Annotated in this window: 26 protein-coding genes; all 26 read right to left on the bottom strand. The window is 43.7% G+C overall.

What is annotated here, in order from left to right; genetic code table 11:
- Positions 1–9 precede the first annotated feature (9 nt).
- Positions 10–630: a 30S ribosomal protein S4 gene (gene rpsD, locus FH976_RS07370; RefSeq protein WP_194090235.1), complete on the bottom strand. Its 621-nt coding sequence runs from the start codon at positions 628–630 to the stop codon at positions 10–12.
- A 29-nt stretch (positions 631–659) separates the two neighbouring features.
- Positions 660–1,049 (bottom strand): 30S ribosomal protein S11, encoded by a 390-nt coding sequence (gene rpsK / locus FH976_RS07365; protein WP_190332527.1) that lies wholly within the window; start codon positions 1,047–1,049, stop codon positions 660–662.
- 21 nt (positions 1,050–1,070) lie between these two features.
- Positions 1,071–1,427, bottom strand: a complete 357-nt coding sequence (gene rpsM / locus FH976_RS07360) for a 30S ribosomal protein S13 (RefSeq protein ID WP_190332526.1) — start codon at positions 1,425–1,427, stop codon at positions 1,071–1,073.
- Between the two features lie 147 nt (positions 1,428–1,574).
- Positions 1,575–1,688 carry a 50S ribosomal protein L36 gene (gene rpmJ, locus FH976_RS07355; RefSeq protein WP_000868186.1) on the bottom strand — a complete coding sequence of 38 codons (114 nt, stop codon included), beginning with the start codon at positions 1,686–1,688 and terminating at the stop codon, positions 1,575–1,577.
- A 42-nt stretch (positions 1,689–1,730) separates the two neighbouring features.
- The gene (gene secY, locus FH976_RS07350) at positions 1,731–3,065 is read right to left on the bottom strand and encodes a preprotein translocase subunit SecY (protein ID WP_194090234.1); all 1,335 of its coding nucleotides are present in this window, start codon (positions 3,063–3,065) and stop codon (positions 1,731–1,733) included.
- Between the two features lie 20 nt (positions 3,066–3,085).
- A complete protein-coding gene (rplO, locus tag FH976_RS07345; protein ID WP_017026376.1) occupies positions 3,086–3,520 on the bottom strand; it encodes a 50S ribosomal protein L15 in 435 nt (144 codons plus the stop codon).
- A 5-nt stretch (positions 3,521–3,525) separates the two neighbouring features.
- Entirely contained in the window at positions 3,526–3,702 is a 177-nt protein-coding gene (rpmD, locus tag FH976_RS07340; RefSeq protein ID WP_101111175.1) for a 50S ribosomal protein L30, read from the bottom strand.
- 7 nt (positions 3,703–3,709) lie between these two features.
- Positions 3,710–4,210, bottom strand: a complete 501-nt coding sequence (rpsE, locus tag FH976_RS07335; RefSeq protein WP_153447909.1) for a 30S ribosomal protein S5 — start codon at positions 4,208–4,210, stop codon at positions 3,710–3,712.
- A 14-nt stretch (positions 4,211–4,224) separates the two neighbouring features.
- Entirely contained in the window at positions 4,225–4,578 is a 354-nt protein-coding gene (gene rplR / locus FH976_RS07330) for a 50S ribosomal protein L18 (protein WP_194090233.1), read from the bottom strand.
- 9 nt (positions 4,579–4,587) lie between these two features.
- A complete protein-coding gene (rplF, locus tag FH976_RS07325; protein ID WP_194090232.1) occupies positions 4,588–5,121 on the bottom strand; it encodes a 50S ribosomal protein L6 in 534 nt (177 codons plus the stop codon).
- A gap of 10 nt (positions 5,122–5,131) precedes the next feature.
- Entirely contained in the window at positions 5,132–5,524 is a 393-nt protein-coding gene (gene rpsH / locus FH976_RS07320) for a 30S ribosomal protein S8 (protein WP_194090231.1), read from the bottom strand.
- A gap of 29 nt (positions 5,525–5,553) precedes the next feature.
- Entirely contained in the window at positions 5,554–5,859 is a 306-nt protein-coding gene (gene rpsN / locus FH976_RS07315) for a 30S ribosomal protein S14 (protein ID WP_190332522.1), read from the bottom strand.
- Between the two features lie 17 nt (positions 5,860–5,876).
- Entirely contained in the window at positions 5,877–6,416 is a 540-nt protein-coding gene (gene rplE, locus FH976_RS07310; protein ID WP_153447913.1) for a 50S ribosomal protein L5, read from the bottom strand.
- Between the two features lie 14 nt (positions 6,417–6,430).
- The gene (rplX, locus tag FH976_RS07305) at positions 6,431–6,745 is read right to left on the bottom strand and encodes a 50S ribosomal protein L24 (RefSeq protein ID WP_190332520.1); all 315 of its coding nucleotides are present in this window, start codon (positions 6,743–6,745) and stop codon (positions 6,431–6,433) included.
- Between the two features lie 14 nt (positions 6,746–6,759).
- Positions 6,760–7,131, bottom strand: a complete 372-nt coding sequence (gene rplN, locus FH976_RS07300) for a 50S ribosomal protein L14 (protein ID WP_017026385.1) — start codon at positions 7,129–7,131, stop codon at positions 6,760–6,762.
- 166 nt (positions 7,132–7,297) lie between these two features.
- Positions 7,298–7,552, bottom strand: coding sequence for a 30S ribosomal protein S17 (gene rpsQ, locus FH976_RS07295; protein WP_194090230.1), 255 nt, complete (start codon positions 7,550–7,552; stop codon positions 7,298–7,300).
- Positions 7,552–7,743, bottom strand: a complete 192-nt coding sequence (gene rpmC, locus FH976_RS07290) for a 50S ribosomal protein L29 (RefSeq protein WP_017026387.1) — start codon at positions 7,741–7,743, stop codon at positions 7,552–7,554. The genes rpsQ and rpmC overlap by 1 nt, the downstream gene beginning before the upstream one ends.
- Positions 7,743–8,153: a 50S ribosomal protein L16 gene (gene rplP / locus FH976_RS07285; protein ID WP_153447917.1), complete on the bottom strand. Its 411-nt coding sequence runs from the start codon at positions 8,151–8,153 to the stop codon at positions 7,743–7,745. Before rplP ends, rpmC begins: the two co-directional genes overlap by 1 nt.
- Before the next feature lie 11 nt (positions 8,154–8,164).
- Positions 8,165–8,863, bottom strand: coding sequence for a 30S ribosomal protein S3 (gene rpsC, locus FH976_RS07280; RefSeq protein WP_190332518.1), 699 nt, complete (start codon positions 8,861–8,863; stop codon positions 8,165–8,167).
- 20 nt (positions 8,864–8,883) lie between these two features.
- A complete protein-coding gene (gene rplV / locus FH976_RS07275; protein ID WP_190332517.1) occupies positions 8,884–9,216 on the bottom strand; it encodes a 50S ribosomal protein L22 in 333 nt (110 codons plus the stop codon).
- Positions 9,217–9,226: 10 nt separating this feature from the next.
- Positions 9,227–9,505 (bottom strand): 30S ribosomal protein S19, encoded by a 279-nt coding sequence (gene rpsS / locus FH976_RS07270; protein ID WP_004398469.1) that lies wholly within the window; start codon positions 9,503–9,505, stop codon positions 9,227–9,229.
- A 19-nt stretch (positions 9,506–9,524) separates the two neighbouring features.
- Entirely contained in the window at positions 9,525–10,349 is an 825-nt protein-coding gene (gene rplB, locus FH976_RS07265; RefSeq protein WP_190332516.1) for a 50S ribosomal protein L2, read from the bottom strand.
- A gap of 15 nt (positions 10,350–10,364) precedes the next feature.
- A complete protein-coding gene (gene rplW, locus FH976_RS07260; protein ID WP_190332514.1) occupies positions 10,365–10,667 on the bottom strand; it encodes a 50S ribosomal protein L23 in 303 nt (100 codons plus the stop codon).
- On the bottom strand, positions 10,664–11,266 hold the full coding sequence (rplD, locus tag FH976_RS07255) for a 50S ribosomal protein L4 (RefSeq protein WP_190332513.1): 603 nt from the start codon (positions 11,264–11,266) through the stop codon (positions 10,664–10,666). Before rplD ends, rplW begins: the two co-directional genes overlap by 4 nt.
- Before the next feature lie 16 nt (positions 11,267–11,282).
- Positions 11,283–11,912, bottom strand: a complete 630-nt coding sequence (rplC, locus tag FH976_RS07250; RefSeq protein ID WP_190332511.1) for a 50S ribosomal protein L3 — start codon at positions 11,910–11,912, stop codon at positions 11,283–11,285.
- A gap of 13 nt (positions 11,913–11,925) precedes the next feature.
- The gene (gene rpsJ, locus FH976_RS07245) at positions 11,926–12,237 is read right to left on the bottom strand and encodes a 30S ribosomal protein S10 (RefSeq protein ID WP_153447923.1); all 312 of its coding nucleotides are present in this window, start codon (positions 12,235–12,237) and stop codon (positions 11,926–11,928) included.
- Positions 12,238–12,688: the final 451 nt, after the last annotated feature.

The following is a 12,688-nucleotide window of genomic DNA, read 5'->3' as shown; positions in this document are numbered from 1 at the left end:
GTTTAAACTTTACTTAGAGTAAAGTTCGACGATCAAGTGTTCGTTGATGTCAGCAGATAGATCAGAACGTTCTGGGATGCGTTTAAACACACCTTCCATCTTGCCACCATCTACTTCAATCCAAGTTGGTTTTTCGCGTTGTTCAGCAACTTCTAGAGCAGCCTTAATACGTGATTGCTGTTTAGCTTTTTCACGGATAGAAACAACGTCATTCGCCGAAACTTTGAATGAAGGAACGTTAACTACTTTGCCATTTACTAAGATAGCTTTATGGCTAACTAGTTGACGTGATTCAGCGCGAGTAGCACCGAAACCCATACGGTAAACAACATTATCTAAACGACCTTCAAGAAGTTGAAGCAGGTTTGCACCTGTATTGCCTTTAAGGCGTGCAGCTTCTTTATAGTAGTTGCGGAATTGTTTTTCTAGTACGCCATACATACGACGAACTTTTTGCTTCTCACGAAGCTGAACGCCAAACTCAGATAGACGACCGCGACGAGCGCCGTGTACACCTGGTGCGTTATCAATTTTACACTTGGTATCAATCGCGCGGACACCTGACTTAAGGAATAAGTCAGTACCTTCACGACGACTAAGCTTAAGCTTAGGGCCCAAATATCTTGCCATGATCTTTCTCCAATATTCCTAGAAACGAATTAAACGCGACGTTTCTTAGGTGGACGACAACCGTTATGAGGGATCGGAGTTGCATCTACAATATTTGTAATGCGGTAACCCAATGCGTTTAAAGCACGGATAGTAGACTCACGACCAGGACCAGGGCCCTTAACCATAACTTCCAAGTTCTTTAAGCCATATTCTTTGGCTATTTCACCTGCGCGTTCAGCAGCAACCTGTGCAGCAAACGGCGTAGATTTACGAGAACCACGGAAACCTGAACCACCTGCAGTAGCCCAAGCTAGTGCGTTACCTTGACGGTCAGTAATGGTCACGATTGTGTTGTTAAAAGAAGCATGGATGTGCGCTACGCCATCTGCTACTTGCTTGCGAACGCGTTTACGCGTGCGTGTTGGTTGTTTTGCCATTGTACTCTCTACCTTATCCGATTATTTTTTGATCGGCTTGCGCGGACCTTTACGGGTGCGAGCGTTGGTTTTAGTACGCTGTCCACGTAGTGGTAGACTGCGACGATGACGAAGACCACGATAACAACCAAGGTCCATAAGACGCTTAATGTTCATCGATACTTCACGACGTAGATCACCTTCTACAGTGTATTTAGCTACACCATCACGCAGTTGATCAATCTGCTCATCTGTTAGTTCACTGATCTTAACATCTTCAGCAATACCCACTTCAGCTAAAATAGCTTGAGAACGAGTTTTACCGATGCCGTAAATCGCGGTTAAAGCGATTACTGCATGTTTTTGATCAGGAATGTTAATGCCTGCTATACGGGCCACTATTCACTCCTAGTACTTATATAAAGAATTATCCGCTGCAGAGCCCGTCGAGGATACGCAGCGGCATACTACTTCTTTTGCACGCAAAAGGTAGGCCGAGGAATATACTCGGCCTGCCTTCATATTTCAAGTAAAAATTTCTGCTAATTAGCCTTGGCGTTGTTTATGCTTTGGCTCACTGCAAATTACACGCACAACACCGTTGCGCTTGATAACTTTACAGTTACGGCAGATTTTTTTAACGGAAGCACGAACTTTCATTGCTAAACTCCGTAAATGAAATCTGAACTATAACCACTATTATTAGCGACTATAGCCTTTCAGATTTGCTTTTTTCAACACAGAATCATACTGCTGAGACATCAGATGAGTCTGTACCTGTGCCATAAAGTCCATGATTACAACCACTACAATTAGTAGTGATGTACCACCAAAATAGAACTTAACGTTCCAAGCGGTCATCATAAACTGTGGGACTAAACAAATAAAGGTAATATATAAAGCACCAACAAGCGTTAAGCGTGTCATTACTTTATCTATATATCTTGCTGTCTGTTCACCTGGGCGGATACCGGGTACGAATGCACCGGACTTCTTCAAATTATCTGCTGTTTCACGAGGGTTAAATACCATCGCAGTATAAAAGAAACAGAAGAAAATAATTGCTGTTGCATACAGTATTATATATAGAGGTTGTCCTGGGCTTAAAGCTAAAGACACATCCGTTAACCAACCAAATGTTGGACTTTCTCCATTTTGACCAAGCCATTGAGCTAGAGTCCCCGGAAAAAGAATAATACTTGAAGCAAAGATGGCAGGAATAACACCAGCCATATTTATCTTCAATGGTAAATGCGTGCTTTGAGCTGCAAATACTTTTCGACCTTGTTGACGCTTTGCATAATTAACGACAATACGACGTTGACCACGCTCCATGAAAACTACGAAATATATTACAGCGAACGCAATTACACCAATCAACAACAAAAGAAGCACGTTCAATTCACCTTGACGCGCTTGCTCAATTGTATGTCCGATTGCAGCAGGCAACCCTGCAACGATACCAGTAAAAATAATCAATGATATACCGTTACCAATTCCTCGCTCAGTAATTTGTTCACCTAACCACATCAAAAACATGGTGCCAGTTACTAAACTGATGGTAGCAATGATTGTGAACATGGTTTGATCGATAACGACCAAATTTTGGACCATATTCGGTAAACCAGTTGCAATACCAATTGCTTGGAAAGTTGCCAGCACAAGCGTGCCATAGCGTGTATATCGGCTAATCTTACGACGGCCGGCTTCACCCTCTTTCTTGAGTTCAGCTAACGCTGGATGAACTACTGTTAACAGTTGGACAACAATCGATGCCGAAATATACGGCATGATACCCAACGCTAATATAGATGCACGCGAAAGAGCACCACCAGAGAACATGTTAAACATTTCAATGATGGTACCTTTTTGCTGTTCGAACAAATCGGCAAGTACAGTCGCATCAATACCAGGAATCGGCACAAAAGAGCCAGCTCGGAATACTAAAAGTGCACCTATTACGAATAATAAACGTGACTTTAATTCACCAGTACCCTGTTTAGCAGTACTGAAATCTTGTCCTGGTTTTTTAGCCATCTGTACCTATCCTTCGAAGATTAAGCTTCGATTTTACCGCCAGCAGCTTCGATAGCAGCTTGAGCACCTTTGGTCACACGTAGACCTTTGACAGTGACAGACTTGCTAATTTCACCAGAAAGAACAACTTTAACAAATTCGATATTCTTAGTGATTACGTTAGCAGCTTTTAAGCTGTCAAGATCGATAACGTCAGCCGTTACTTTCGCTAGCTCAGCTAGACGAACTTCAGCAGTCACAAGACTCTTACGAGATGTGAAACCGAATTTTGGTAGACGTTGTTTCAAAGGCATTTGACCGCCTTCAAAACCTGGACGAACAGAGCCGCCAGAACGTGATTTTTGACCTTTGTGACCGCGGCCACCAGTTTTACCTAGTCCAGAACCGATACCACGACCTAAACGCTTCTTAGAAGGTTTAGAACCAGCAGCCGGTGATAGAGTATTCAAACGCATTCTGATTACTCCTCAACTTTAACCATATAGTAAACTTTGTTGATCATTCCGCGTACACACGGAGTATCTTCAAGTTCAACTGTATGGTTGATACGACGAAGGCCTAGACCACGCAAAGAAGCTTTATGCTTCGGTAGACGGCCGATTGAGCTTTTAGTTTGAGTTACCTTGATAGTTGCCATCGTGTTCTTACTCCGAAATAGATTCAACAGTTAGACCACGTTTAGCAGCTACCATTTCTGGTGACTTCATGCCGCTCAAACCATCAATCGTTGCACGAACGACATTGATTGGGTTTGTAGAGCCATACGCCTTTGCAAGAACGTTATGAACACCTACAACTTCAAGTACTGCACGCATTGCACCACCGGCAATGATACCTGTACCTTCTGAAGCTGGTTGCATGTAAACTTTAGAGCCTGTATGGCGACCTTTCACTGAGTGGTGAAGAGTGCCTTCATTAAGCGCGATAGTAACCATGTTACGACGTGCTTTTTCCATTGCTTTTTGAATCGCAGCTGGTACTTCACGGGCTTTACCGTAACCGAAACCAATGCGACCATTACCGTCACCAACAACAGTTAGTGCAGTAAAGCTAAAGATTCGACCACCTTTAACCGTTTTTGCAACACGGTTAACAGCGATTAACTTTTCGTTCAAATCTGAAGCTTGTTGTTCTTGTTTAGCCATCTTCCAACCCTACCTTAGAATTTCAGACCAGCTTCACGTGCAGAATCTGCAAGTGCCGCTACTCGACCGTGGTATTGGAAACCAGAACGATCGAAAGCAACATCTAAGATGCCTTTTTCGATAGCGCGCTCAGCAATAGCTTTACCTACAGCTTTAGCAGCGTCAACGTTACCAGTATTCTTAACTTGCTCACGGATCGCCTTTTCTACAGTAGAAGCAGAAGCGATAACCACAGAGCCGTTTGGTGCGATAACCTGAGCGTACACATGACGTGGAGTACGGTGTACTACTAGACGGTTTGCGCCTAGCTCGGCAATCTTACGACGTGCGCGTGTAGCACGACGGATGCGAGATGCTTTCTTATCCATAGTGTTACCTTACTTCTTCTTAGCTTCTTTAGTACGCACATTTTCATCTGCGTAACGAACACCTTTGCCTTTATAAGGCTCAGGCTCACGGTAAGAACGAATGTCTGCTGCAACTTGACCAACTTGTTGCTTATCACAACCAGTTAAAATGATCTCAGTTTGAGTTGGACATTCTGCTTTAACACCTTCTGGTAGAGCATGCTCTACAGGGTGTGAGAAGCCTAAAGTCAGGCCTACTGCATTACCTTTAATGGTAGCACGGTAACCTACACCTTTAAGAACTAGCTTCTTAGTAAAGCCTTCAGTAACACCAACAACCATATTATTCACTAGCGCACGAGCAGTACCTGCTTGAGCATTTGCTTTAAATACACCATCTTTAGGTGTAAATGTTAGGTTGTTATCTTCCTGTGAAAGAACTACAGCGTTATTTATAACGCGAGTTAATTCACCTTTAGCACCTTTGACAGTGACTTCCTGGCCGTTCAGTTTCACCTCAACGCCGGCAGGAATAGCAACTGGTGCTTTAGCAACACGAGACATAGTCTACTCCTTACGCAACGTAACAGATGATTTCACCACCAAGACCTGCTTTACGAGCAGCACGGTCAGACATCAGACCCTTGGAAGTGGACACAACAGCAACACCCAAACCACCCATCACAGTCGGTAACGTGTCTTTATTCTTATAGACGCGTAAACCAGGACGTGATACACGTTGGATTTGCTCAATTACAGGATTAGCTTGGAAGTACTTAAGTGTAACTTCTAGCACCGGTTTTACTTCGCTATCTACAGCGAAGTCAGCGATATAACCTTCAGCTTTGAGTAAAGTAGCAAGTGCAACTTTAAGCTTTGAAGAAGGCATTTTCACAGCAACTTTATTTGCTGACTGCCCGTTACGAATACGGGTCAGCATATCCGAGATCGGATCTTGCATGCTCATAAGATTTACTCCAAATGATTAAGTGGCAATTACCAGCTGGCCTTACGAAGTCCAGGAATCTCGCCTTTCATGCAAGCTTCACGAACTTTGATACGGCTCAGACCGAATTTACGTAGGAAACCGTGTGGGCGACCAGTTTGGTTGCAACGGTTGCGCTGACGTGATGCACTTGAATCACGAGGAAGAGATTGCAATTTAAGAACTGCATTCCAACGATCTTCTTCAGATGCGTTTACATCGCTGATTGTTGCTTTAAGAGCAAAACGCTTTTCAGCAAATTGCGCTACAAGCTTTGCACGTTTAGTTTCACGTGCTTTCATTGATTGTTTAGCCATAACAGTAACCCTTCACCTTATTTGCGGAATGGGAAGTTAAAGGCAGCCAGCAGAGCTCGGCCTTCTTCATCGGTACTAGCAGACGTCGTGATAGTAATATCAAGACCGCGTACACGATCGACTTTATCGTAGTCGATTTCCGGAAAGATGATTTGCTCGCGAACGCCCATGCTGTAGTTACCGCGTCCGTCAAAAGACTTAGCGCTAACACCACGGAAATCACGTACTCGTGGAAGAGCGATAGAAATCAAACGCTCAAAGAAATCCCACATACGCTCGCCACGCAAGGTTACTTTACAACCAATCGGATAGCCTTCACGAATTTTAAAACCAGCTACAGATTTGCGTGCTTTTGTAATTAATGGTTTTTGACCTGAAATGGTCGCCATATCACTAGCAGCATTCTCTAGAAGTTTCTTATCGTTTATTGCTTCACCAACGCCCATATTTAGGGTGATTTTATCAATCCTAGGGACTTGCATGACGCTTGTGTAGCTGAACTCTTTGGTCAGTTCAGCGACTACAGACGACTTGTAGTAATCATGCAGTTTCGCCATAGTAGAACTCCAAATTACTTAATTAATTCACCGTTTGATTTGAAGAAACGCACTTTAGTGCCTTCTTCCAAACGGAAACCGATACGATCCGCTTTACCAGTAGATGCGTTAAAGATTGCAACGTTAGAAGCATCAATAGCTGCTTCTTGTTCAACGATGCCACCTTGTTGACCAGTAGCCGGTTGAGGCTTTTGGTGTTTTTTAACAAGGTTGATACCTTCAACGAAAACTTTACCAGTTTCGAGAACCTTAGTTACTTTACCGCGCTTGCCTTTATCTTTACCAGCAAGAACGATTACTTCGTCATTACGACGGATTTTAGCTGCCATTTTATTGTCGCTCCTTACAGAACTTCAGGTGCTAGTGATACAATCTTCATGAATTTCGCATTACGAAGTTCACGAGTCACAGGACCAAAGATACGTGTACCGACTGGTTGCTCAGTATTGTCATTCAACAAGACACAAGCATTACGGTCGAAGCGAATGACAGAACCGTCTGGACGACGAACGCCTTTACGGGTGCGCACCACTACCGCTTTCAGGACATCACCTTTTTTAACTTTACCGCGAGGAATTGCTTCCTTAACAGTAACTTTAATGATGTCTCCGATATGTGCATAACGGCGGTGAGAGCCACCCAGAACCTTAATACACATTACTCTGCGAGCGCCGGAGTTATCCGCTGCGTCGAGTGTACTTTGCATTTGGATCATGTTAGTGCTCCGCTAAATATTAAAACTAGACCCATCACGGGTCGGGCTGCCTCTTTTACAAGGGCTGCGAATTGTACCACCGTTTCTTTTAGAAAGGTAGTCAAAAAATAAACGGCTCCAAAAAAACCTTTGGAGCCGTCTTAAAGATCTAAAAAATAACAGAAAATTAAATTTTCGCTTTTTCTAGAACTTTTACCAATGTCCAAGACTTAGTCTTAGATAGTGGGCGACACTCACAGATTTCAACTTTGTCGCCTTGGCCACATTCGTTGTTTTCATCATGTGCATGTACTTTTGTCGTACGTTTAATAAACTTCCCATAAATTGGATGTTTAATAAAACGTTCGATAGCAACAACAATAGACTTATCCATCTTGTCACTAATTACACGACCTTGAGTCGTACGAGTAGTTTCGCTCATTATGCGCCTGCCTTACTAGTCAAAACAGTCTTAACACGTGCGATATCACGGCGTACAGCTTTCAGAGTATGAGTTTGCTGAAGTTGACCAGTTGCAGCTTGCATGCGCAAGTTAAACTGTTCACGTAGCAAGTTCAATAACTCAGCGTTAAGCTCTTCAACGCTTTTTTCGCGTAGGTCTTGTGCTTTCATCACATCACCTGCTTAGTTACAAAAGTTGTTTTTATAGGCAGTTTGCGCGCCGCTAGACGGAACGCTTCACGTGCCAACTCTTCAGGTACACCACCCATCTCGTACATCACTTTACCAGGCTGGATTTGGGCAACCCAATATTCTACGTTACCCTTACCTTTACCTTGACGAACTTCAAGAGGCTTTTCTGTGATAGGTTTATCTGGGAAAACTCGGATCCAGATTTGACCTTGACGCTTAACGTGACGCGTCATAGCACGACGTGCCGCTTCGATTTGACGAGCTGTCATACGACCACGGCCTACAGCTTTAAGACCGAATTCGCCGAAGCTCACATCAGTACCTTTAGCTAGACCACGGTTACGACCAGTCATAACCTTACGGAATTTAGTACGTTTAGGTTGTAGCATCAGTCGTCTCCTTACTTACGGCTTTTACGCTGCTTCTTAGGCTTATCAGCCTTTGGCTCAACAGCGTTTGCGTCAGGCATTCCACCAAGGATTTCTCCTTTGAAGATCCAAACTTTAACACCGATCACACCGTATTGGGTGTGAGCCGAAGAAGTTGCATAATCAATGTCAGCACGTAGGGTATGTAGTGGCACACGGCCTTCACGGTACCATTCAGTACGCGCGATTTCAGCACCGCCAAGACGGCCGCTTACTTCTACTTTAATACCCTTAGCACCTAGACGCATTGCATTTTGTACTGCGCGCTTCATAGCGCGACGGAACATAACACGACGTTCTAGTTGAGACGAGATGCTATCAGCCACTAATTGACCATCTAGCTCTGGTTTGCGTACTTCTGCAATGTTAATTTGCGCCGGTACACCTGCAATTTTAGCTACAGCTGCGCGTAGCTTCTCAACGTCTTCGCCTTTTTTACCGATAACGATACCAGGGCGAGCAGTGTGAATAGTCACACGAATGCTTTTCGCTGGACGCTCGATAACGATGCGAGATAAAGACGCTTTAGACAGTTCTTTCGTTAAGAACTGACGTACCTTGAAGTCGCCGTCTAGGTTGTCAGCGAATTCTTTGGTATTAGCAAACCATGTAGCATTCCAAGGCTTAACGATGCCAAGACGAATACCATTTGGATGTACTTTCTGACCCATTTGCTTACTCTCCTAGTCTTTTAGCGATCTGCTACAACAATAGTGATGTGGCTTGAACGCTTCAAGATACGATCGGCACGGCCTTTAGCACGAGGCATAATACGCTTCATGATAGGACCCTCATCTACGAAGATTTTAGCGACATTAAGATCATCAATATCTGCACCTTCGTTGTGTTCCGCATTTGCAATCGCAGAATCAAGAACTTTCTTAATTAATTCAGCAGCTTTTTTGTTGCTGAATGTCAAAATTTCAAGAGCTTGGTCTACTGATTTACCACGGATTTGGTCTGCAACTAAGCGAGCTTTCTGAGGAGAAATGCGAGCAAAGTTATGTTTAGCAATAGCTTCCATTATTTACTCCTTACTTCTTCTTAGCTTTCTTATCTGCAGCATGGCCGCGATAGGTACGAGTTGGTGCGAATTCGCCCAGTTTGTGACCGATCATTTCATCAGTTACAAATACTGGAACGTGTTGACGACCATTATGGACAGCGATGGTCAAACCAATCATTGATGGTATGATCATTGAGCGACGGGACCAAGTCTTAATAGGCTTTTTGTCTCCGCTTTCCACCGCTTTCTCTACCTTCTTCAGCAAGTGTAGGTCAATAAAAGGACCTTTCTTGAGAGAACGTGGCATGGCGATTCCTCTTTATAGATTATTTGTTACGACGACGTACAATGTACTTGTCAGTGCGTTTGTTCTTACGGGTTTTGAAGCCTTTAGTTGGCATACCCCATGGAGAAACTGGATGACGACCGCCCGAAGTACGACCTTCACCACCACCGTGTGGGTGATCTACTGGGTTCATTACCACACCGCGAACGGTAGGACGAACACCGCGCCAGCGGTTAGCACCAGCTTTACCAAGTTCACGAAGCATGTGTTCAGAGTTACCTACTTCACCGATAGTTGCACGGCCTTCAGATAACACTTTACGCATCTCACCAGAACGTAAGCGTAAAGTTACATATGAACCGTCGCGAGCGACAAGTTGAGCATATGCACCAGCTGAACGAGCCAGCTGTGCACCTTTACCAGGCTTAAGTTCAATACAGTGAATAGTCGAACCTACTGGGATATTACGCATCGGCAGGGTATTACCTGCTTTGATTGCGGCATCAACACCAGACTGGATCGCATCACCGGCTTGAATGCCTTTAGGTGCAATGATATAACGACGTTCACCGTCTGCATACAATACTAAAGCAATGTTTGCACTACGGTTTGGATCGTATTCTAGACGTTCAACCTTTGCAGGGATCCCATCTTTGTTACGTTTAAAGTCAATCAGACGGTAATGGTGCTTATGACCACCACCAATATGACGAACTGTAATACGACCGTTATTATTACGACCACCGTTTTTAGAGTTTTTCTCTAAAAGTGGTGCGTAAGGCTTACCTTTATGAAGGTCAGCATTAACTACTTTAACAACGTGGCGACGACCAGGGGAAGTCGGCTTACACTTAACAATAGCCATTTTTAACTACTCCTGTTACTCAGCACCGCCAACGAAGTCAAGGTCTTGACCTTCTTTCAACGTCACGTACGCTTTCTTGACGTCTGAACGACGACCTTCACGAGCACCTGAACGCTTGGTCTTACCCTTAAGAACTAGGGTATTTACAGACTTAACTTCAACTTCAAATAGCTTTTCTACAGCTGCTTTAATTTCTTTTTTAGTTGCATTAATAGCAACTTTAAAAACGATAGTATTTGCTTTTTCAGCAGTCATTGTCGCTTTTTCAGAAATATGTGGAGCACGTAGAACTTTTAGTAGACGCTCTTCACTGATCATGCCAGCATCTCCTCAACTTGCTTCACTGCGTCAGCAGTAATTAGAACCTTGTCAAATGCGATTAGACTAACTGGATCAATACCAGCAACATCACGTGCATCAACTTTGTAAAGGTTACGAGCAGCTAAGAATAGATTCTCGTCTACTTCGCTAGTTACGATTAATACATCGTTTAGCTCAAGATCTTTAAGCTTAGCAACTAGGTCTTTAGTTTTTGGCGCTTCAACTGAGAAGTTATCAACAACGATTAAACGCTCTTGACGAACTAATTCAGAAAGAATGCTTTTCATAGCACCACGGTACATTTTTTTGTTAACTTTTTGGCTGTGATTTTGTGGTTTCGCAGCAAAAGTAACACCACCTGTACGCCAGATTGGGCTACGGATTGTACCAGCACGTGCACGGCCAGTACCTTTTTGACGCCATGGTTTAGCGCCGCCACCAGATACTTCAGAACGAGTCTTTTGAGCACGAGTACCTTGACGAGCACCTGCTGCATATGCAACAACTACTTGATGTACAAGAGCTTCGTTAAACTCACGTCCGAAAGTAGTCTCGGAAACAGTTAGTGCATCAGCACCTTTAACCATCAATTCCATTACTTACTCCTAGACGTTATGCTTTAATAGCTGGTTTTACGATAACGCTGCCGCCGATAGAACCCGGTACTGCACCTTTAATAAGAAGCAGATTGCGTTCAGCGTCAACACGTACGATCTCTAGGTTTTGAGTCGTTACACGCTCAGCACCCATGTGACCAGCCATTTTTTTGCCTTTAAACACGCGACCTGGAGTTTGACATTGGCCAATTGAACCCGGTGCACGGTGAGACAAAGAGTTACCGTGAGTCATATCTTGAGTACGGAAGTTCCAGCGTTTAACTACGCCTTGGAAGCCCTTACCTTTAGATGTACCAGTAACGTCTACTTTTTTGATTTCATTGAAAAGTTCTACGTTTAGCTCAGCGCCAACTTCAAACTCTTCACCGTTTTCTAAACGGAATTCCCAAAGACCGCGACCTGCTTCAACACCCGCTTTCGCAAAGTGACCAGCTTCAGGCTTAGATACACGGTTAGCTTTCTTAGCACCTGCAGTTACTTGAATAGCTGAGTAACCATCGTTTTCAAGTGTACGCACTTGAGAAACACGGTTCGCTTCAACCTCAACAACTGTTACAGGGATAGAAACGCCTTCTTCGGTAAATACGCGGGTCATACCCACTTTACGACCGACTAGACCAATCATTATCTCTTCTCCCTTAACCTAGGCTGATTTGAACATCAACGCCAGCAGCAAGATCTAAACGCATCAATGCATCAACAGTTTTATCTGTTGGCTCAACGATGTCGATCAAACGCTTGTGAGTACGAATTTCGTACTGATCACGTGCGTCTTTGTTGACGTGAGGAGAAGTAAGAACAGTGAAACGCTCTTTACGAGTAGGCAGTGGAATAGGACCACGAACCTGTGCGCCGGTGCGCTTTGCTGTTTCAACGATTTCCGCTGTAGACTGATCGATTAAACGATAATCGAAAGCCTTAAGACGGATACGAATACGTTGGTTCTGCATGAGACAGAGCTCCAATTAATTAATTACACAAACAATATCGCCACTCAACTGCGTAAGTTCGCAGGAATGTCGATTGATTTATGTGAAACCGTAGTGCCCTTATTGGGTACATTGTCAGTTAAAATTGATCAGCAACTATGAATAGATAACTAATTTTATTAACTGCGAACATAAGCTGAGTATACATTATGGCTAATCACCGAATAATCTCTATAAGATTAAGAGTGTTAACACGAATCCTCGCTGCTCATTGGTTCACAACTGGCTTAACCAGTGCGGTGCATTATACAGAACGAAAGAATGGATGCAAGGGTGGGATGAAAATTAATCGGCTATACGGAATGCGGAGAATATTTTATTTTTTAGATCTAAAAAAGGGAAGCCTAAGCTCCCCTCTTTTTTGTACTAACGGTTGTTAATCTTGTTTATTAAAAGCATCAGCAATTAAGCG

This window comes from Vibrio hibernica (genome assembly GCF_015223435.1).
GTDB classification, from domain to species: Bacteria; Pseudomonadota; Gammaproteobacteria; order Enterobacterales; family Vibrionaceae; genus Vibrio; species Vibrio hibernica.
Note: the sequence above shows the minus strand (reverse complement) of the source record. Positions and strands in the feature narration are given on the sequence as shown.

What these genes read in the sequence shown, in the direction of transcription:
- rplV (WP_190332517.1), bottom strand. Translation starts at nt 9,216, where the DNA reads ATGGAAGCTATTGCTAAACATAACTTTGCTCGCATTTCTCCTCAGAAA.
- rpsD (WP_194090235.1), bottom strand. Translation starts at nt 630, where the DNA reads ATGGCAAGATATTTGGGCCCTAAGCTTAAGCTTAGTCGTCGTGAAGGT.
- rpsQ (WP_194090230.1), bottom strand. Translation starts at nt 7,552, where the DNA reads ATGAGCGAAACTACTCGTACGACTCAAGGTCGTGTAATTAGTGACAAG.
- rplC (WP_190332511.1), bottom strand. Translation starts at nt 11,912, where the DNA reads ATGATTGGTCTAGTCGGTCGTAAAGTGGGTATGACCCGCGTATTTACC.
- rplX (WP_190332520.1), bottom strand. Translation starts at nt 6,745, where the DNA reads ATGGCAGCTAAAATCCGTCGTAATGACGAAGTAATCGTTCTTGCTGGT.
- rpsH (WP_194090231.1), bottom strand. Translation starts at nt 5,524, where the DNA reads ATGAGCATGCAAGATCCGATCTCGGATATGCTGACCCGTATTCGTAAC.
- rpsE (WP_153447909.1), bottom strand. Translation starts at nt 4,210, where the DNA reads ATGGCTAAACAAGAACAACAAGCTTCAGATTTGAACGAAAAGTTAATC.
- rplD (WP_190332513.1), bottom strand. Translation starts at nt 11,266, where the DNA reads ATGGAATTGATGGTTAAAGGTGCTGATGCACTAACTGTTTCCGAGACT.
- rpsS (WP_004398469.1), bottom strand. Translation starts at nt 9,505, where the DNA reads ATGCCACGTTCTCTCAAGAAAGGTCCTTTTATTGACCTACACTTGCTG.
- rpsJ (WP_153447923.1), bottom strand. Translation starts at nt 12,237, where the DNA reads ATGCAGAACCAACGTATTCGTATCCGTCTTAAGGCTTTCGATTATCGT.
- rplF (WP_194090232.1), bottom strand. Translation starts at nt 5,121, where the DNA reads ATGTCTCGTGTTGCTAAAGCACCAGTTGCTATTCCTGCCGGCGTTGAG.
- secY (WP_194090234.1), bottom strand. Translation starts at nt 3,065, where the DNA reads ATGGCTAAAAAACCAGGACAAGATTTCAGTACTGCTAAACAGGGTACT.
- rpsN (WP_190332522.1), bottom strand. Translation starts at nt 5,859, where the DNA reads ATGGCTAAACAATCAATGAAAGCACGTGAAACTAAACGTGCAAAGCTT.
- rpsC (WP_190332518.1), bottom strand. Translation starts at nt 8,863, where the DNA reads ATGGGTCAGAAAGTACATCCAAATGGTATTCGTCTTGGCATCGTTAAG.
- rpsK (WP_190332527.1), bottom strand. Translation starts at nt 1,049, where the DNA reads ATGGCAAAACAACCAACACGCACGCGTAAACGCGTTCGCAAGCAAGTA.
- rplB (WP_190332516.1), bottom strand. Translation starts at nt 10,349, where the DNA reads ATGGCTATTGTTAAGTGTAAGCCGACTTCCCCTGGTCGTCGCCACGTT.
- rpmD (WP_101111175.1), bottom strand. Translation starts at nt 3,702, where the DNA reads ATGGCAACTATCAAGGTAACTCAAACTAAAAGCTCAATCGGCCGTCTA.
- rplN (WP_017026385.1), bottom strand. Translation starts at nt 7,131, where the DNA reads ATGATCCAAATGCAAAGTACACTCGACGCAGCGGATAACTCCGGCGCT.
- rpmJ (WP_000868186.1), bottom strand. Translation starts at nt 1,688, where the DNA reads ATGAAAGTTCGTGCTTCCGTTAAAAAAATCTGCCGTAACTGTAAAGTT.
- rplR (WP_194090233.1), bottom strand. Translation starts at nt 4,578, where the DNA reads ATGGATAAGAAAGCATCTCGCATCCGTCGTGCTACACGCGCACGTCGT.
- rplW (WP_190332514.1), bottom strand. Translation starts at nt 10,667, where the DNA reads ATGATCAGTGAAGAGCGTCTACTAAAAGTTCTACGTGCTCCACATATT.
- rplE (WP_153447913.1), bottom strand. Translation starts at nt 6,416, where the DNA reads ATGGCGAAACTGCATGATTACTACAAGTCGTCTGTAGTCGCTGAACTG.
- rplO (WP_017026376.1), bottom strand. Translation starts at nt 3,520, where the DNA reads ATGCGTTTGAATACTCTATCACCGGCTGCTGGTTCTAAACCTTCTAAG.
- rplP (WP_153447917.1), bottom strand. Translation starts at nt 8,153, where the DNA reads ATGCTACAACCTAAACGTACTAAATTCCGTAAGGTTATGACTGGTCGT.
- rpmC (WP_017026387.1), bottom strand. Translation starts at nt 7,743, where the DNA reads ATGAAAGCACAAGACCTACGCGAAAAAAGCGTTGAAGAGCTTAACGCT.